The organism is Halpernia sp. GG3 (assembly GCF_052976925.2).
In genome coordinates, this window is sequence record NZ_JBRIIR020000006.1 from 107,948 (window position 1) to 126,074 (window position 18,127).

General features: G+C 32.1%; 16 protein-coding genes and 1 pseudogene. 14 read left to right on the forward strand and 3 right to left on the reverse strand.

Going from position 1 to position 18,127, the window contains the following annotated elements:
• Positions 1 to 94 precede the first annotated feature (94 nt).
• A complete protein-coding gene (locus ACVBED_RS01460; RefSeq protein ID WP_447120803.1) occupies positions 95 to 1,126 on the forward strand; it encodes an AMP-binding protein in 1,032 nt (343 codons plus the stop codon).
• 1 nt (position 1,127) lies between these two features.
• On the forward strand, positions 1,128 to 1,523 hold the full coding sequence (arfB, locus tag ACVBED_RS01465) for an alternative ribosome rescue aminoacyl-tRNA hydrolase ArfB (protein WP_473094387.1): 396 nt from the start codon (positions 1,128 to 1,130) through the stop codon (positions 1,521 to 1,523).
• Between the two features lie 100 nt (positions 1,524 to 1,623).
• On the opposite strand, the gene ACVBED_RS01470 is transcribed toward arfB, so the two are convergent.
• Positions 1,624 to 2,283 (reverse strand): hypothetical protein, encoded by a 660-nt coding sequence (locus ACVBED_RS01470; protein ID WP_447120804.1) that lies wholly within the window; start codon positions 2,281 to 2,283, stop codon positions 1,624 to 1,626.
• Positions 2,284 to 2,455: 172 nt separating this feature from the next.
• Between ACVBED_RS01470 and ACVBED_RS01475 the strand changes: the two genes are divergently transcribed.
• From ACVBED_RS01475 to ACVBED_RS01505, 7 genes are all read left to right on the forward strand, one after another.
• The gene (locus ACVBED_RS01475) at positions 2,456 to 3,133 is read left to right on the forward strand and encodes a response regulator transcription factor (RefSeq protein ID WP_447120805.1); all 678 of its coding nucleotides are present in this window, start codon (positions 2,456 to 2,458) and stop codon (positions 3,131 to 3,133) included.
• On the forward strand, positions 3,130 to 4,383 hold the full coding sequence (locus ACVBED_RS01480; protein ID WP_473094388.1) for a sensor histidine kinase: 1,254 nt from the start codon (positions 3,130 to 3,132) through the stop codon (positions 4,381 to 4,383). The genes ACVBED_RS01475 and ACVBED_RS01480 overlap by 4 nt, the downstream gene beginning before the upstream one ends.
• Before the next feature lie 86 nt (positions 4,384 to 4,469).
• The gene (locus tag ACVBED_RS01485; RefSeq protein ID WP_473094389.1) at positions 4,470 to 5,726 is read left to right on the forward strand and encodes a TolC family protein; all 1,257 of its coding nucleotides are present in this window, start codon (positions 4,470 to 4,472) and stop codon (positions 5,724 to 5,726) included.
• Positions 5,726 to 6,652 carry an efflux RND transporter periplasmic adaptor subunit gene (locus ACVBED_RS01490; RefSeq protein ID WP_473094390.1) on the forward strand — a complete coding sequence of 309 codons (927 nt, stop codon included), beginning with the start codon at positions 5,726 to 5,728 and terminating at the stop codon, positions 6,650 to 6,652. Before ACVBED_RS01485 ends, ACVBED_RS01490 begins: the two co-directional genes overlap by 1 nt.
• Positions 6,653 to 6,676: 24 nt before the next feature.
• A complete protein-coding gene (locus tag ACVBED_RS01495; protein WP_473094391.1) occupies positions 6,677 to 9,733 on the forward strand; it encodes an efflux RND transporter permease subunit in 3,057 nt (1,018 codons plus the stop codon).
• Positions 9,734 to 9,791: 58 nt separating this feature from the next.
• Complete coding sequence (locus ACVBED_RS01500; protein ID WP_447120814.1) at positions 9,792 to 10,217, forward strand: YkvA family protein; 426 nt, start codon at positions 9,792 to 9,794, stop codon at positions 10,215 to 10,217.
• A gap of 86 nt (positions 10,218 to 10,303) precedes the next feature.
• Positions 10,304 to 11,308 carry a YncE family protein gene (locus ACVBED_RS01505; protein ID WP_447120815.1) on the forward strand — a complete coding sequence of 335 codons (1,005 nt, stop codon included), beginning with the start codon at positions 10,304 to 10,306 and terminating at the stop codon, positions 11,306 to 11,308.
• 106 nt (positions 11,309 to 11,414) lie between these two features.
• On the opposite strand, the pseudogene ACVBED_RS01510 reads toward ACVBED_RS01505, so the two are convergent.
• Positions 11,415 to 11,840, reverse strand: a pseudogene (locus tag ACVBED_RS01510) (DUF1989 domain-containing protein).
• A gap of 6 nt (positions 11,841 to 11,846) precedes the next feature.
• Positions 11,847 to 11,987 (reverse strand): hypothetical protein, encoded by a 141-nt coding sequence (locus ACVBED_RS01515; RefSeq protein WP_447120816.1) that lies wholly within the window; start codon positions 11,985 to 11,987, stop codon positions 11,847 to 11,849.
• Positions 11,988 to 12,241: 254 nt separating this feature from the next.
• Here ACVBED_RS01515 and ACVBED_RS01520 point away from each other — a divergent pair, with 254 nt between their 5' ends.
• From ACVBED_RS01520 to ACVBED_RS01540, 5 genes are all read left to right on the forward strand, one after another.
• The gene (locus ACVBED_RS01520) at positions 12,242 to 12,937 is read left to right on the forward strand and encodes a VIT1/CCC1 transporter family protein (protein ID WP_447120817.1); all 696 of its coding nucleotides are present in this window, start codon (positions 12,242 to 12,244) and stop codon (positions 12,935 to 12,937) included.
• Positions 12,938 to 13,094: 157 nt separating this feature from the next.
• Complete coding sequence (locus ACVBED_RS01525) at positions 13,095 to 13,538, forward strand: PepSY-like domain-containing protein (RefSeq protein WP_447120818.1); 444 nt, start codon at positions 13,095 to 13,097, stop codon at positions 13,536 to 13,538.
• A gap of 63 nt (positions 13,539 to 13,601) precedes the next feature.
• Positions 13,602 to 14,360, forward strand: a complete 759-nt coding sequence (locus ACVBED_RS01530; RefSeq protein ID WP_473094392.1) for a phosphatase PAP2 family protein — start codon at positions 13,602 to 13,604, stop codon at positions 14,358 to 14,360.
• An 8-nt stretch (positions 14,361 to 14,368) separates the two neighbouring features.
• Entirely contained in the window at positions 14,369 to 14,809 is a 441-nt protein-coding gene (locus tag ACVBED_RS01535) for a DUF2147 domain-containing protein (protein WP_447120820.1), read from the forward strand.
• A 244-nt stretch (positions 14,810 to 15,053) separates the two neighbouring features.
• Complete coding sequence (locus tag ACVBED_RS01540) at positions 15,054 to 18,002, forward strand: DUF5686 family protein (RefSeq protein WP_473094393.1); 2,949 nt, start codon at positions 15,054 to 15,056, stop codon at positions 18,000 to 18,002.
• Positions 18,003 to 18,127: the final 125 nt, after the last annotated feature.

Consider the following 18,127-nt stretch of genomic DNA (forward strand, 5'->3'; position numbering starts at 1 on the left):
TCTAATTTGGAGTTAGTAACGTAAGAGAGTTAATTTACTATCAACTATCAACTATCAACTATCAACTATCAACTATCAACTATCAATTAAAAAAATGCGACTCAATTTTAATGATTTTAATCTTTACAGAACTGTTGCCAAAAATGATTTTGAGCAGCAAGTTTTAGATTTTATTAAGTTTTGGTTTTCAGATGAAAAATATATTTCCGTACAAACTTCAGGTTCTACGGGAATACCCAAGAATATTCGAGTTGAAAAGGAAAAAATGAGGAACTCTGCTAAGATGACTTGTGATTTTTTAAAATTAGAGTCAGGGAATTCAGCTGTCCTTTGTTTGCCTGTAGAATATATTTCTGGTAAAATGGTCATAGTTCGTGCAATTGAAAGAAAATTAATTTTAAATATTGAAAATTCCAGTTTAAAACCTTTTGAAGATTTTAGCGAAAAGGTAGATTTTTGTGCAATGACACCTTTACAGGTAGAAAATACTTTAGATAAAATATCAAGAATTGATAAACTTATAATTGGTGGTGCTAAAGTGTCAACGGAATTAAAATTAAAAATTCAAAAAAAAATACTCGAAGAGCAAGCGAAAACTATAGTTTATGAAACCTATGGAATGAGCGAAACTTTATCGCATATTGCTTTGAGGCAAATCGCCCCGAATGAGGACACTTATTTTACAGCTTTTGATGAGGTTAAAATTACTGTTGATGAGCGAAACTGCCTTCAAATTTCAGCACCGATGTTAAATTCTGAAGTATTGCAAACGAATGACATTGTTGATTTAGTAAACGATAAACAGTTTCAATTTATAGGTCGGACCGATTTTATTATCAATTCCGGTGGTTTGAAAATTTCCCCGGAAATTCTGGAAAAACTGGTGAAAAAAGAAATTAATTCTGAACTGATTTTCGTAGGTATTTTCGACAAAATTTTAAGTGAAAAATTAGTTTTGGTAATTGAAGGCGAAAAGCAGGATCTGATTTCAGAAAAACTAGATTTGATAAACTTTCCCACTAAAAATCACAGACCGAAAGAATTCTATTTTCTAAAATCTTTTCCACGGACAGAAACTGGAAAAATAATGCGCCTCGATATTAAAAAATTAATTGAAAAGCTGTAAAATGGTGGATTTCAGTACAGAATTATTTTATAAAACTTCCCGCAGCAGCGGTGCAGGTGGTCAAAACGTAAATAAGGTAGAAACTGCGGTTACAGTGATGTGGAAAGGGGGAGAAAGTCAATATTTCTCGGGATACCAAAAATCTCGAATTTATGACAAATTAGTTAATAGAATTAATTTGGAAGGCGTTTTACAATTAACAGTTTCCGAAACGAGAAACCAATATCAAAATAAAAAATTAGCCACGCAAAAAATATTGGATTTAGTTAATGATGCTTTAATAATCCCCAAAAAAAGGTTGAAAACAAAACCATCTAAATCAAAAATCCAAAAGAGATTGAATGATAAAAAGAAATTAGGTGAGAAAAAAGAAAACCGAAGGCTTAGGCCAGAATAATGGTACTGTTTTCTAAGAAATTTTTAAATCGGGCTCTTCTTATTTAATTTAAATAATTTATTAGTTGTTTGGTTAATTAGCGCAGAATTTAAATTTGTAACTAGAGAATCGCTGCTAATTTTTGAACATCATTTTTATTGCTGTAATTTAATTTATTATCTTTTAAATAATTCTTTATCTCTTCTTTTTTATCAGGAAATAACTCAATTAATTGTTTTTTATTTGAGGGTAATTCTACAATACCTGAAGTTCCTCTTTGTACAAAATACGCCGCATCAGCCTTAATAAAACTTGGTGGAGAAGAAGTATCATATGAAGATTTTGCTACTTTTTCTGGATAATAATTAATATGTTCCCGCTTAAAGATTTTAAGATTTGGCGTATCAACCAGTAAATAAAGATAACCGGTAATTGTGGCCTTATCGTAGTTATAAGTAACTAATTTTAAGTGCATGTTCTGTTCCAGAAAATAAATATCACTAAATTTAGCTTGTTTTAGAAGTGCTAAATTACCATTTGCCGTCTCATATTCAACTTCGTCATTATTTGCGTTGTAGCGCATCTTCGTACTTCCCTGCACCCCTTCTACATTTGCATTCATAAATGGATATAGGTAAGGAGTTCCATCAATACTTACGCTGCTTTGTAAAAGTTTATTACCCTCAATAGTGTAAAATGATTTATCCAAATTGCTGATTTGTTGTGCCACAACTGTTACAAAAGATGCCATTAAACAATGTATTATCAATAAATTTTTCATTATAGTTCTGTTTTTGTTATAACAAATATAATTCTTTTAAATAAGAAAAAGTTTGTGGTATCTAAAATTATTTTTAATGTCGAAATTTTTGTAACTGTTTTTCATATTTGTGGAATTAAATTTAAATTCAGTTTTTAATCAGAATTTTAAAGTAAATTTCTAAAAAATTTCAATGAAGATTTTATTAATTGAAGATGAAACGCAGCTTAGTAAAAGTATTATCGAATATCTAAAAAATGAAAAATACACTTGTGATCTTGCGCAAAATTTTGAAACTGCAAAAGAAAAATTAGATTTTTTTGATTACGACTGCATTTTATTAGACATTACTTTACCCGACGGGAATGGATTAAATCTACTTAAATTTTTAAAAAGTGAGAAAAAATCAGACGGCGTAATAATTATCTCAGCAAAGAATTCTTTGGATGATAAAATTGAAGGACTACAATTGGGCGCTGATGACTATCTGCCAAAACCTTTCCATCTTGCGGAACTAGGTGCGCGGATTTCTTCGGTCATTAGAAGGCGTCAATTTAAAGGAAATTCAAGTATTTTAATTAATGATTTAGAAATTGATACGGTTTCGAAAAGTATTTCATTTAAAGGAAAACCGATTGATTTGACCAGAAAAGAATTTGATATTTTACTTTATCTTTCTATTAATAAAAATCGGACTATTTCTAAAAATGCCATTGCAGAACATATAGCGGAAGACAACATTGATTTTTTTGATAATTTTGATTTTCTTTATGCTCATATAAAAAACATTAAAAAAAAATTAGCTGTAATTGGGGCGCAAGATTTCATAAAATCAGTTTATGGAATGGGTTATAAAATTGAAGAGCAATGAGGCTTACACAATATATTTCTCTGCGCTACATTGGTGTTACCGTTTTCGTGATGCTCTTTTCTTTACCAATTTTTTACTTTGTGCTTCAAAACGTCTTAACCAATAATATAGATGAAAGCTTACAGGATCAAAAAACTTTGATCACTGAAAAACTCCAAAATTTACCGACAGAAAATTTTGTAAATTTTGAAGACCGAATTAATATCGAAAGAAGTGCAAAGGTGACTCAGCCGGAAAAGCTTTTCACTGATAATATTTATAACAAGAAGGATGAGGAAACGGAATCTTACCGCATATTACAGTTTTCTGTAAAAACGGTTCATAATAATTTCAACGTTCGTGTGAGACAATCTTTAGTAGAAAGTGATGATTTAATGAAAACAATTCTTTATCTCCTTATTTCAATTTTGCTTATTCTTACAGGAACTTTACTTATTATTAATTACCAGATCAAGAGAAAAGTTTGGAAACCATTTTATAAAACTATTGAACAGTTAAAGAATTTTAGAGTTGATAATTCTAAAGATTTAAATTTAAAAAGCAGTAAAATAAATGAGTTAAGTGATCTTAATGCTTCTTTAAATGAGCTTGCCGCAAATAATAAAAAGGTCTATCAATCTCAGAAGGAATTTACTGAAAACGCATCACATGAACTGCAGACTCCTCTTGCAATTATTCAAAATAATGTTGAATTATTTTGGCAAACTGAAGGAATTTCAGCGTCTCAGGCAACAATTTTAGATGATATTTCCAATGCGACAGTTAGAATGACTAAACTTAATCAGTCTTTATTGTTACTTTCAAAAATTGAAAATAGACAGTTTTCAGAAACTCAAATAGTGAATTTTAATGATATTGCAAATCAATTTATTTCAAATTATCAGGAGCAAATCAAGTTTAAGAATTTAAGACTAGAGACTGATTTTAAAGAAATTTTTACATCTGAAATTGACTTTAATTTAGCGGAAATCTTAATGGGAAACTTATTACTTAATTCTTTAAAATATTCGCCAAAGGAAAGTAATGTAAAAGTTTTAATTGATCAAAATACAATCGAACTTTCCAACGCCGCAGAAGAAAATTCATTAAATCACGAAGAATTATTTAAGAGATTTCATCGTCAAAATCGCAAGGAAAATGGAACCGGGTTGGGCTTAGAAATTGCAAAAAAAATAGCTGATTCTTTCAATTTGAACTTAAAGTATCAGTTTAAAGATAGCCGTCACTTTTTCACATTAAACAAAAACTAATTTGGTAAAAAGAAACTTTCTAAAATTCAGGTTTTATACAGAATTTAATTTTAATTTTGATTTTTCTCTAAGGAAAGTCAACGCGCATGATTAAAAAATATAAAACAATTCTATTATTAATATTTGCGCTCATCAATACCTTACTCATCAAAGCCCAGAGCGAAAATACCCTAGATTATTATCTGGACATTTCTAAGAGAAATAGTCCCAATTTAAAAGATTTTAGAAATCAAATCAGCATTGTTGGTTTAGACAGTGTAAAGACGCGCCGTGATTATGGTTTTAAAATCAATGGAATTGCAGACGCTTCTTATTCACCGCAATTTAACGGTTATGGCTATGATGGAAATACAACTATTAATGGAAAAAATGCAACGCTAGTAGGCAGAGTTTCCCGGGACTTTATCAGTAATAAGAATTATTCGACTAAACTAAATTCTTTTTCACTGGCGATTCAGCAACTTCTAAATCAGAAAAATTTATCTGTCTTAAATTTAAACAAAGCGATTACCGAACAATATCTTCTGGCTTACGAAAACCAGGAACAGACTAAAATTGATCAGGAAATTATTAATATTTTCTCGCAAGAAGATTTAATTTTAAAAAAATTAACCCAAAAATCTGTCTTTCGCCAAACGGATTATTTAACATTTAAAGTAACGCTGCAACAAACCGAATTGCTGCAAAAGCAACATTTAGCAGATTTGCAAAATAACTTCGGATTGCTACAATATCTTTCTGGAAATAATGAGGAAAAAGTTTCACCTTTAAAAATCCCGACATTCAATTTAGTTAGTGAGAATGGTTTTAAAGAAAGTATCTACGCGCAAACTTTCAAAACAGATAGTTTGAAATTAGCAAATGATATTCAACTGATCAACTTTAGTTATCAACCTAAAATATCTCTTTATACGGACGGCGGTTATTCTTCTGCTTTGATCGGAACGCCTTATAAAAATTTTGGAATAAGCGCAGGTTTCTCATTAAATATTCCCATTTATGATGGTCATCAAAGAGAATTGTCTATTTCTCAGAAAAAAATAGAATTGGACACGCGAAAAAATTATACAGCGTTTTATCAGAAACAATTTGAGCAACAAAAAACGCAAATTAGAAATCAAATTTCGCAGTATAAAAACATGGTAAATCTTGCGAACACTCAAATGCAATATTCAAAAACTTTGATTGAAGCCAACCTCAAACAATTACCAACTGGCGATGTAAAAATGGTTGATTTTATTTTAGCAATTACCAATTTCACCAACTTAAAAAGTGGACTTTTACAGTACAAAATGCAAGTTTTAAAATTAGAAAATCAATATGAAAATATAATTCTTCCCTAATGAACTTATTCAAAATATTTATAGTTTTCGTATTTGCAATTATACTTAATTCGTGTAAAAAAAGTGCAGATCCCGTTCCTACAGAAACCGCAGTAAACTCTGCGACGCCGGTTTCAGTGGTATTTCCGACGGATACACTTTCGATTGACAACGCGATTTCAATTAATGCAACCGCGACCTATTTGTTAAAATCTGATGTAAAAGCCAACGCGACAGGTTATATCACCAACGTCAAAATTAATCTCGGCGACGCGGTAAGAAAAGGTCAGTTTTTGTTTTCTGTGCAAACAAAAGAATCGCGCGCTTTGGGAAATACAATCAACAAATTAGATAAATCTTTTCGCTTTTCAGGTGTTACAACAGTGACTTGTCCGGCAAGTGGTTATGTAAATTCTTTAAATCATCAAGTTGGGGATTATGTTCAGGAAGGTGAAATTTTAGCGGGAATTACAGATTCTTCCAGTTTTGGATTTGTAATGAATGTGCCGTATGAATACCACGAGATGCTCGTTAATAATAAAAATTTAGAGATTAATTTGCCAGACGGAAAAAAAATTCAAGGTCATATTGCAAAATTACTGCCTTCGGTTGATCCGATTTCTCAAACAGAAAAAGTTTTGGTAAAACCAAATGATCAAGTGTCTATTCCAGAAAATTTAATTGTCAGTATTAATTTAAAACATCAACAAAATGAAACCGGCTTATATGTGCCGAAAAGTGCAGTTTTAACTGATGAAACTCAAACTAAGTTTTGGGTAATGAAATTAAAAAATAATAATACCGCGGTAAAAATTGATATCGTAAAAGGCACGGAAAATAATAATTTTGTGCAGATAGTTTCGGGAAATGTTACCTTGAAAGATAAGATCATTGCTTCTGGAAATTATGGTTTAGAAAACAATGCGAAAGTAAAAGTTACCCCCTAAATTGCGTAAATCTACTAAAATAGAATGAAAAAATCCTTTTTTGTAAGATATAAAAACCCACTCCTTGTGATGATTCTGCTGTTTTTATTAGGCGGCGTTTTTTCTTACACTAAAATTAAATCTTCACTTTTCCCCGAAATAACGTTCCCAAAAATAAAAATTATTGCAGATGCGGGCGAACAGCCTGTTGACCAAATGACAGTTGCAGTAACTCGACCTTTAGAAAATGCCGTAAAACTCGTGCCGGATCTGCAAATGCTGAAAAGTACCACAAGCCGCGGTAGTTGTGAGATTTCTGCTTTTATGGATTGGAATTCTAATATTGATCTAAGTCAACAGCAAATTGAGGCGAAAATTAATGAAATAAAAAATCAACTTCCAGCCAACATCAATATCACTGTAGAAAAAATGAATCCTTCTATTTTGCCGGTGATGGGTTATACGCTAAATTCTACTTCGCTCTCACCGATTGCACTGAAACAATTGGCACTTTACACGATCAAACCATTTCTTTCGCAAGTTCAGGGTGTAAGTGATATCAGAATAATTGGCGGCCAAGACAAAGAATATTGGGCGATTTTAGATCAGGGAAAAATGACAAGATTGGGCTTAAACCCCAAAGATATTGAAACGGCACTCAATGAAACTAATTTTATAAAGTCAAACGGTTACTCCTCTGATTTTAATTTTCTTTATTTAACGTTAACAAATTCTCAAGTCCGAAGCATTGATGAATTGCAAAACGTAGTTTTAAAAAATGATGGAAACAGAGTTGTTTATTTTAAAGATATAGCAAAAATTGAAATTCACCAAGCAAAACAATATATAAAAATAAATGCCAACGGCACGGAAAGTATTCTTATAGCGGTAGTTCAACAGCCAAACGCAAACGTTGTAGATGTTTCTGCAGCCATGGAAGTCAAAATTGCTGATTTACAGAAAACTTTGCCAAAAGATGTGGTCATCAAACCATATTACATACAGGCTGATTTTGTGAACAGTTCTATTAAAAGTGTGACTGATGCTCTTTGGATCGGACTTTTACTGGCAATTGTCGTAGCAATTTTATTTTTAAAATCCTGGAAGGCGAGTGCAACTATTTTAATTACAATTCCGGTTACCATCTGTTTGACAATGGTTATTTTGTACGCAACTGGCGCTACTTTTAATATTATGACTTTGGGCGCAATTGCTGCGGCAATCGGATTAATAATAGATGATGCTATTGTTATTGTTGAGCAAATCCACCGGACGCACGAAGAATTTCCCGAAGAAAATAGTAAAACGTTAGTTCAAAAAGCCGTCAATTATTTGCTAAAAGCAATGGTCGGTTCTTCATTAAGTACCATCGTGATTTTTCTACCATTTATGCTGATGAGCGGCGTTGCAGGCGCTTATTTTAAAGTAATGACGAACACGATGATTATTACTTTGGTAAGTTCATTTTTTGTGACCTGGCTTTTACTTCCAGTTATTTATTTGTTTTTATCTAAAAATAAATCTAAAAAGAAGGAAGAAGTTCACCAGGAAGTAAAGGAAAGGAAATGGGTAGGATTTTTTATTCGGAAACCGATTTTTTCTTATTTGTTTATGGCGCTTTTAGTGATAATTACGGCTTTAATTATTCCAAATATTGCGACGGGATTTTTGCCAGATATGGACGAAGGTAGCATTGTTGTGGATTACAATTCGCCACCCGGAACTTCTCTACATGAAACCGACAGAGAACTGCGCGAAGTAGAAAAGATTATTAAAGCAAATTCACAAGTTGAAGCCTATAGCCGAAGAACGGGAACGCAAATGGGATTTTTTATTACTGAACCGAATCGCGGCGATTATTTAATTAATTTAAAAAAAGACCGAACCCAAACGACTGCTCAAGTTACAGATGAAATCCGTTCTAAAATTGCAGCGACAGGTTTGCCTTTGACAGTAGATTTTGGACAAGTTATTGGTGATATGCTTGGTGATTTAATGAGTAGCACACAACCAATTGAAATTAAAATTTTTGGTGATGATGTTCCAACGATTCAAAAATATTCACAGCAAATTTCCAAAATTGTAGAGAAAGTTTCAGGAACGGCAGATGTTTTTGACGGTATCATCATCGCAGGTCCATCGATACAGATCAAACCTAATTTTTCGATTTTAGCGCAGTATCAAATTTCACCGCAGAATTTTCAATATCAAACCCAAACAATTTTAAGCGGAAATAAAGTCGGTGATCTTTTTGATAAAAATCAATTTACCCCGATTCGGATTTTGTATAATAACCAGTCAAATGCTTCGCTTCAGCAAATTCAAAACAGCAATATTTCTTTGCCAAACGGACAATTAAAACCTCTGAAGGAATTTGCAAACGTTTCAATTCTAAAAGGTTCAGCCGAAGTGGAAAGGGAAGATTTGCAAAATATGGGCGTTGTAACGGCGCGCTTGGATAATGGCGATCTAGGTGGAACGATCAAAAATATTCAAACTGAAATTGATAAAAATATCAAGCTTCCAACAGGTTACAGTATCAATTATGGCGGCGCTTATGCGGAACAACAAAAATCTTTCAGCGAATTATTATTAATTTTATTTGTTTCCAGCCTGTTGGTTTTTACTACTATTTTATTCCTTTTTAGAAATTTGAAAGTTGCTTTTCTAATTTTATTGGTTTCGATATTGGGTATATCCGGAAGTTTTATTTTGTTATTTTTAACACACACCCCTCTAAATGTTGGAAGTTACACCGGTCTAATTATGATGGTCGGAATTATAGGGGAAAACGCCATTTTCACCTATCTGCAGTTTGAAGAAACTTTAGAAAAAAAATCTAAGGAAGACGCTTTAATTTATGCGATCAGTACAAGATTACGACCGAAATTAATGACTGCTTTAGGTGCTATAATTGCATTAATGCCCCTCGCATTGGGGATTGGAACGGGTGCACAAATGCACCAACCTTTGGCGATCGCTGTTATAGGTGGTTTTGTTATCGCGTTGCCTTTACTTTTAGTGGTTTTGCCGACGCTGCTGAATCAGGTAAATTTTAAAGAAAAATCTCAGAAAAATAATAATTCAGGAATTTCATTATAAATAATTAAATAGAGAAAAGAATGTAAAAAAATTATTAAAAAAAAGATAACAAAATATTGTGAATTTAATATTAATATTAAAACAAGAAGTAAAAAAACTCAAAGAACAAATTCAAATATTAGTTCTTGCTTATGCTGACAATCGCACCCCTTTTATCGCAAAGTTGGTTATCGGATTGACAGCGGGTTATTTGTTGAGTCCGATTGATTTGATTCCTGACTTTATTCCAGTTTTAGGATTTCTGGATGATCTTCTAATTGTACCAATTTTAATCATGCTTTCTATTAAACTTATTCCGCAAAATGTTTTGATAGAAGTGCGAGAAAAAGCAGTAGAAAATCCTGAAGTACTAAAAAAGAATAATTGGATTTTTGCAGTTTTTATTATACTGGTTTGGCTTATCTTGATCTATTCTGCATATATTAAATACAGTCATTTTAATTTTAAGACATTAAATTATACTATAAATATTGTGATAAACTAATTTTAAAAGCAAAGGTGATACAATTGCCTTGCTAAATTATCTGAAAATTATAAATATCAAAAAAATATAAAAATAAAACAAAAAAAATGAAAACAAAACTGCTCTTATTAGCAATCTCTGGTCTTTTACTTCAGACTAAAGCACAGATGAAAAGCGAAACTTTTAAAGTACTTAAGTCAATTCCAGTCTCTGGAAATGGTGGCTGGGATTATTTGGCGGTCAACCCTACAAATCATTTTGTTTACGTCAGCCATTCCACCCAGGTTAATATAGTAAATCCTGTAACCTCTAAGTCAGAAGGGATTATCGAAAATCAAGAAGGCGTTCACGGAATCGCTTTTGACAAAGAAAATCGCGGTTATATTACTAACGGAAAATCTAATTCTGTCTTTGTTTTTGATGTGACGTCAAACAAAAAAATAGCAAGTATTGAAGTTGGAAAAAAACCAGATGCGATAATGTTTGACGCTTATTCAGGCAAAATTATTGCTGCAAATGCGGGTAGCAATTCTTTAAGTATTATTAATCCAAAAGATTTAAAAGTTGAGAAAACTATAGAACTGATCGGTAATCCCGAAGAAGTAAAGAGTGATGATAAGGGAAGAATTTTTGTAAACATAGAAGACAAATCTAAAATTGCTGAGATCAATTTAGCAGAAGGGAAAGTTTTGAATTATTTTTCTCTTGGTAAAGATGAAAGTCCAACCGGTTTGGCAATTGATAATAAAACACATCTTTTATTTACTTCATGTGAAGAACATTTAGTTGTTGTCAACTCTGAAAACGGAAAAATAATTGCTGCTTTACCCATTGCAAAAGGCTGTGACGGAGTTATTTTCGATGCCAAATCCAATATGGTTTTTGCATCAACTTATTCAGGCGTGATCTCTAATTATTTAGTAAAATCTAAAGAAGATGTTATTGCTTTAGCAGATATTAAAACTGAATCCGGTGCCAGAACGATCGCGTTGGATAAAAGTCTGCAAAAAATTTATGTGTCAACTTCGGAGTATGGAATTGCTGTAGATAAAAACGCAAAAAGATTACCTTTAAAAGAGAACACTTTTCATATTTTAGAAATAGGAAAGTAAGTTTTTATTTATACAAAACTAGAAAGGATTTGTCTTTTGTAATATTACATAAGACAATTTTTTTTAGTTTAATTTAAAAAATATTACGCGCGTTTTAAATCAAAAATTAATTTATTTGATATTGAATGGATTTAAAACTGCCACCATTACTATTTTCAGCAGAACATACGGTCAAGCAAGGTAGTAGATCCATAAGTGCTTCAAATTTTACATAATCTCCAGCCTTCGAAGTCGGTGGTAATACCGATAGTTTTCCTACGATATCAAACTGAACATTCATAAAAATATTAAATGCTGTAGGAATCTCATCTTGTTTTATTCCCATTGGTAATAAATTTTTAGATAGACTTTCCAAACAACTCGGATGATAATCTTTATGATCGTGCATGATTTAAAAACTTTCTTTACTGCAAGGTGCTAAAAGAAAATCATTTCTTCCGTTGGTATCTTCCAATATATCCATCATTTTTCTGGACCTATTACTCCACAAAAAGTTCCCAGCAGTTATCAAAATTGGTTCTTCAAAATCCAGAGTTTTTCATGAAGAAATTTTTTCTGCATGATCATCATTATTAAAAAGAACCATTTCTCTCACCTGCATTCCTTGCCGATCAATTAAGATTTTACCTTTTTTTAAATGAAATGCCGCACCTTTTTGTTTCTCAATGTAGTTAACCAAATCTGCAAAAATAAAAAGTGGATTGATAGTTCTAAATTTTCCAGTTCAAACTGGTTTATCTTTTGCTTTAAATTCCACAAAAATAAGATATGGGCACTACACAAAATCAGTTGGAATGAAACAGGATATTATTTCTTTCAACTTAAAATTTAAATAGCAAGCGTAAAATTTTTATTAATAAGAAGGAATAGCTTTTTAAGTAAAAACAGTGCAAATCATTAGAGACTGTTAATTATAATTTAAATATTTAAAAAATGAAAAATCACTCAGAAAACCATTATATCACTCGGGTAGGCTGGCTTCGTGCAGCGGTTTTAGGCGCTAATGATGGATTGCTTTCTACCACAAGTATTGTGATAGGCATTGCCGCTGCTATGCCTGAAAGAAATACTATAGTTTTAGCTGCCTTGGCCGGAATGATGGCTGGAGCAATGTCTATGGCGGCGGGAGAATATGTTTCAGTAAGTTCTCAGGAAGATACAGAAAAATCAGATCTTCTCCGCGAGAAAGATGAACTGGAAAAAATGCCGGAGTTAGAACTTAAAGAACTTGCAAAGATTTATGAAAAAAGAGGTGTCACACCTGAAACTGCTTTGATGGTTGCAAAAGAATTAACTGCAAAAAATGCTTTGGAAGCGCACGCAAAAGATGAACTGGGAATTAATGAAATCACTCAAGCTAAACCTCTGCAAGCAGCTTTTGCTTCGCTTGCTTCTTTTGCTATTGGTGCAACCTTGCCATTAATCGTCTCACTATATGCACCAATCAAAGAAATGGTTTATTTCCAATATGGATTTTCAATTATTTTCCTTATGATTTTAGGCGCGGTTTCCGCAAAAGCTGGCGGCTCCCACCTTTGGACTGCAGTGGTGAGAATCTGTTTTTGGGGAACAATTGCTATGGGAATTACAGCGTTAGTTGGTCACCTATTTGGAGTAAATGTTGGCTGATGACAATAAAAAAATTCCACTAGATTTTAAGGGTATTTAGTGATTTTCTTTATGAATATTTTTTAATCCATTTAAATTCAGATTCTCTACAGATTAACCGATCATCTTTGTATTAAATATTGAAACAAATTCAGTATAAAACATAAAACATTTTAAAATGAAAAACCCAGTAGTTGTAATGTCTTTACTTTTCGCATTAAGCGCAGGAACGCTTACCGCACAATACCAAATGAAAAAAAGTGGTGAAGTTCCAGTTGTTGTGAAAAATTCCTTTAAAAAAGATTATCCGCAAGTGAAAAAAGTTAAATGGGATGATGAGCATGGAACTTATGAAGCAGAATTTAAATTAGGTAATAAAGATATGTCTGTAACTTATAGTTCAACCGGAATGAAACAGGAAACAGAAACCTCTTTAAAAGTAACAGATTTACCTAAAAATGTAATCTCCTACGTTGCGCAGAAAAAATATGGAAAAATAAAAGAAGCTGCCAGAATTGTTAAATCAGACGGTTCTGTTGTGTATGAGGCCGAAGTGAAAAGTGGCGATTTGTTATTTAATGAGAACGGAACTTTCCAAATGTTAAAAGTTGAAAAAGACTAAATTATTTTAAAGGCAATTCATTTTTGGATTGCCTTTTTTTTATAAATTTGCCTGAAAAAATTAATGAAAAATCTTACTCAAAATAAATACTTAACGAAAACTGTAAAGTCGTTATTTTTATTATTTCTTTTGATTTTTGAAACATCTTTTGCACAAAATAATTTAGCAAAAGACAGTTTAGGTTTAAAGGAAAGCAGAATTGAGGTGAAGCAATTTATTATTCCAGCTGTTTTTGTCACGACTGGTTTTGTCCTGTTATATAATCCAAAGTTAAACGAAAGTATTAAAAATAATATACAGAAAAATAACTCAAACTTTAAAACAAGTATTGATAATTACACACAATTTGTTCCTGGCGCAGCTGTTTTTGCACTTAATGCTTTTGGAGTAAAAGGAAAACATAATTATAAAGATGCTGCACTAATTTATACCGGTTCCATAGCTATTGCAAGTGCTTTTGTCCTACCGTTAAAAGCAATAACGAAAGAAGTGCGTCCAGATTTTTCTGCAAATAATTCTTTTCCTTCAGGTCATACCGCAATTGCTTTTGCTTCCGCAGAATTTTTAAGACAGGAGTATAAAGATATGCCTTGGATTGGTTACGCCGGTTATGCCGTTGCAACTGCAACTGGTGTTTTGAGAATGTATAATAATAAACATTGGTTCGGAGACGTGGTTGCAGGTGCAGGATTTGGTATTGCTTCAGCAAAATTATCTTATTTTTTATATGACAAAGTTTTTTTGAAAAATGGATGGAAATTTACCTTAACACCAATTTACTTCAATAAGACAGGTGGATTTGCATACGTTTATAACTTTTAAAGATTGATATGCACAAAGCAGTTACACTTCTTTCCTTAGTAATTTTTTTAAATACATCTGCTCAGCTGTCTAAGGATGATATTTTGGGAAAATGGATGTCTACGGATAAAACTGTTGCGGTATACGTTTATCATGAGGGCAATTCCTTTAAAGCAAAAGTGCTTTGGTTTGATGAGCGTTTGGGAAGTGGTACACCTATGAATACCAGAAAGGATACAAATAATCCTGATGAAAAATTGCGGTATAGGAAAATTATTGGAATGGATATTTTAGAAAATCTCAATTATGATGCTGCAGATAAACGGTGGGTCAACGGTAAAATTTATGATGCATCAAGTGGCAGAACTTGGGATGCTTTTGCGGAAATAAAAAAGGACGGATTACTTTATGTCCGTGGTTTTTGGAAATTTACCTGGATTGGAAAAACTATTAATTTTAAAAGATTTTAAAAACATAATTATTTGTTAAATTTCGCTTATTTTTGACACTTGTAAATTAACCGTACAATTAAAATAACACAAATATTGAAACACGATGACTGATTTCTTAGAGAATCATATTTTTGAAGTACAAATTTTTTTGTTTCTCTTTATTCTTTTAACTTTTTGGTTTCTCGAAAATTTTTTTCTGGATCAGAAGTCTAAGGATAAAGTCTTGCATAGTTTCGTCAATGCTCGTTTCTTAATACTTGTAGTGCCCGTACAAATCGGTCTGTCAGTAATTTTACTGTCAGTTTCAGGGCATTGTGAAACTAATTCATGGGGTTTACTTTACCACCTTCCTATTGAGAAAAATGGATTTGCGTTTTATGCTCTCGCACTAATTCTTTTAGATTTCTCGAATTTCATTTACCACTATTTTATGCATAAAATTCCTGGTTTATGGCGTTTTCACCAAATTCATCACAGTGATATGGATGTTGATATAAGCACAACGTTTAGGGAACATCCGGGTGAAACATTCATAAGAGTTAGTTTTTTTATATTCTGTGTGTTTTTATTAGGAATTTCGCCTTGGATAATTATTGTTTTCCAATTATTTGAAAGCAGCTCAAATCTTATTTCACATTCAAAATTAAAATTGCCGGATCATATCGATAGATTTGTTTCTATGATCCTTGTGACACCAAATTCACACAGCATTCACCACCATTATAGACTGCCGTATACCGATACTAATTATGGCGATATTCTTTCTATCTGGGACCATATTTTCCATACTGCATCTAGATTGTGCCAGAAACAAATTGTTTATGGTATTAATACGCACATGAATCCCAAATACAATGCGAATTTTTTGATGCTGATGAAGAGACCTTTTCGTAAAAAAAATAAAGGTGCAAATACCACTAAAACGGCTTTGAACAGCACTATCGTGATATTGATGTTGCTCACTGCCCAAAATTTAAATGCGCAAAAAAAGCAAACTAAAATGGTGAAAGATTCAATTTTGATTGAAGCGGTTCACCTTTCAGGGAAAGCAAAAAAAAGATTGAAAAAAGAAGTAAATCCTGCATATAAGATTTTGCTAAAAGTGTGGGAAAAAAAAGATGAAAATAAAAATATTCCCAATCCTTTTTATGAATTTGATGAATTTAGCAGTACTGAAATTGGTTTAAATGGGATGACTAAAAACTTTGCGAAAGAAGTATTTAAAAAAAAATTTGATTCTGTAGCAGCCGAAAATATTCTAACTGGAACGGCGGATAAATTTGATATTCCCGTAGAACTGTTGCAGACTTTTAAGCACCATTATGCTTCACCGAAGTTAGACATAGAAAAAGTTCAGATTTTGGGTAAAAAAGATATTGGCGTGCCACAGGATTTAAAACTTTTTGAAAGATTAGAGGTTGCTTTTAAAAATATTAACCCTTATGATGAAAACATTATCTTACTCAATAAAAATTTTGTAAGTCCAATTTCAAAAGGTGGTTTTGCAACTTACGATTACGTTTTAAAAGATAGTTTAGTTGCGAACAACGAAACAATATATTCCATCGATTATTTTCCACGGGAAGGCAGAGATTTGGCATTCAGAGGGAATTTCCAGATATCTTCGCTAAATTATGCCTTAGTTTCAATCCATCTTAAAACTCCACACAACATGAATCTGAATTTTGTAAAAGATTTGGATTTTGACAAAACTTATGTTTTAAATTCACAGAAAAAATACGTACCTGAAAGTAATTATTACAATGGTATTTTCACCATTTTTAGTAAAAAAGATGAAAAGGGATTATTTGTAATAAAAAAAGATTTCTTCAGCAATTATACTTTTGATCAAACAAAGCCATTGTCTTTTTATGCTGATGTTAGCAAGGAAAAACCTCCTTCCGACAATATTAATTTTATTAGAGGAAATGCCGATGCTGAAACGAAAAGAATTGAGAAACTTGTAGAATTTACGAGTAGTGCAAAAAAAATCACCGGTATAACTAACGCACTTTACACATTGTCTGAAGGTTATTTTACAGCATTTAAAGGGTTGCAAATTGGCAATATTTATAGTACGGTGGCAACTAATGAAATTCAGGGATTTAATATTCGTGTCGGTTTCCGAACTTATCAGACTTTAAATGACAGATTTAGAATATCTGGCTTTACAACTTATGGTTTTAGAAATAAAAATATCAGCTACGGTTTAGAAGGCAGATACTTACTTGCAAAGTCGAACCGTATTACAATTGATGCCGCTTATTTAAATGACTATCAGCAGGCCGGAATCACAACTTTTGTTGGAAGCCGTATATTACCGGATGCGCAGAATGAATCTAAAGCTATATTTTCTAGGGGTAAAAATTTTTATTTATCTAAAATACAACGGACAAGCTTTAAAATTTCACTGGAACCATATAAAAATCTTGAAGTTGGGGCAATGGCAAACTATAGCATCATAGAAAGTGGCGCGCCAAAGAAGTTTTCTCTGGCGTTTTTTAACCCCGAAACTAAAAGAATGGAAACTAAAACGAATGATTTTAACACCGTCTTTTTTATTAACTACACGCCTAAAAGAGAAGTTTTTGGAACTGGCGTAGATCAAAATTTAGGAAGCAAGTTAAATCCAACTTTATCAGTTAATTTTATAACCGGGTTTAACGATATTGGTGAATCTCAATTTAAATATCAGAAAATTAACATCTTATATAACTATCCAATTTATTTAGGCAAATTTGGGGTGATGAATTCTACAGTAATTGCAGGAAAAACTTTCAATGCGGTTCCACTTTCTCTGGCTACGGGAGTCTCTGCCAATCAAACTTATTTTTATGCACCCAACACTTTTGCACTACTCAACTATTACCAGTTTGTGGCTGATCAATTTGTTCAATTTAATATAGACCACCATTTTAACGGATTTATTATTAATCATATTCCGATTTTAAACCTGACAAAAATACGCAGTGTTTTATTATTCCGAAGCTATATTGGTAGTATTTCTGACGGCACTATTGCTCTCAACCGCTCCAGTATTAAATACAGCGTGCCCAAAAAACCTTATATTGAATATGGTTTTGGTTTAGAAAACATAGGTTTTGGCAATATTCGTCCTTTACGGATAGATTTTGTCTGGAATAATATTTCTAATATGCATCGTAATTCCCCGAAATTTGGAATTAGATTTGGCTTTAAAACATCTTTTTAATTAATATCTCTTGATATTTAGCTTTTAAGTTTAGTAGCTATTAAAGTTATAGTTTCAGTATTCTTCTACAAAATCGTCTTTTTCTGCGCGCTTTTTAATACTTTGTGTGTGCTTCTCACTTTAAA

Bases quoted from the DNA above. Each gene is read 5' to 3' on its own strand.
- ACVBED_RS01460 (WP_447120803.1), top strand. From the start codon at position 95: ATGCGACTCAATTTTAATGATTTTAATCTTTACAGAACTGTTGCCAAA.
- arfB (WP_473094387.1), top strand. From the start codon at position 1,128: ATGGTGGATTTCAGTACAGAATTATTTTATAAAACTTCCCGCAGCAGC.
- ACVBED_RS01470 (WP_447120804.1), bottom strand. From the start codon at position 2,283: ATGAAAAATTTATTGATAATACATTGTTTAATGGCATCTTTTGTAACA.
- ACVBED_RS01475 (WP_447120805.1), top strand. From the start codon at position 2,456: ATGAAGATTTTATTAATTGAAGATGAAACGCAGCTTAGTAAAAGTATT.
- ACVBED_RS01480 (WP_473094388.1), top strand. From the start codon at position 3,130: ATGAGGCTTACACAATATATTTCTCTGCGCTACATTGGTGTTACCGTT.
- ACVBED_RS01485 (WP_473094389.1), top strand. From the start codon at position 4,470: ATGATTAAAAAATATAAAACAATTCTATTATTAATATTTGCGCTCATC.
- ACVBED_RS01490 (WP_473094390.1), top strand. From the start codon at position 5,726: ATGAACTTATTCAAAATATTTATAGTTTTCGTATTTGCAATTATACTT.
- ACVBED_RS01495 (WP_473094391.1), top strand. From the start codon at position 6,677: ATGAAAAAATCCTTTTTTGTAAGATATAAAAACCCACTCCTTGTGATG.
- ACVBED_RS01505 (WP_447120815.1), top strand. From the start codon at position 10,304: ATGAAAACAAAACTGCTCTTATTAGCAATCTCTGGTCTTTTACTTCAG.
- ACVBED_RS01520 (WP_447120817.1), top strand. From the start codon at position 12,242: ATGAAAAATCACTCAGAAAACCATTATATCACTCGGGTAGGCTGGCTT.
- ACVBED_RS01525 (WP_447120818.1), top strand. From the start codon at position 13,095: ATGAAAAACCCAGTAGTTGTAATGTCTTTACTTTTCGCATTAAGCGCA.
- ACVBED_RS01530 (WP_473094392.1), top strand. From the start codon at position 13,602: ATGAAAAATCTTACTCAAAATAAATACTTAACGAAAACTGTAAAGTCG.
- ACVBED_RS01535 (WP_447120820.1), top strand. From the start codon at position 14,369: ATGCACAAAGCAGTTACACTTCTTTCCTTAGTAATTTTTTTAAATACA.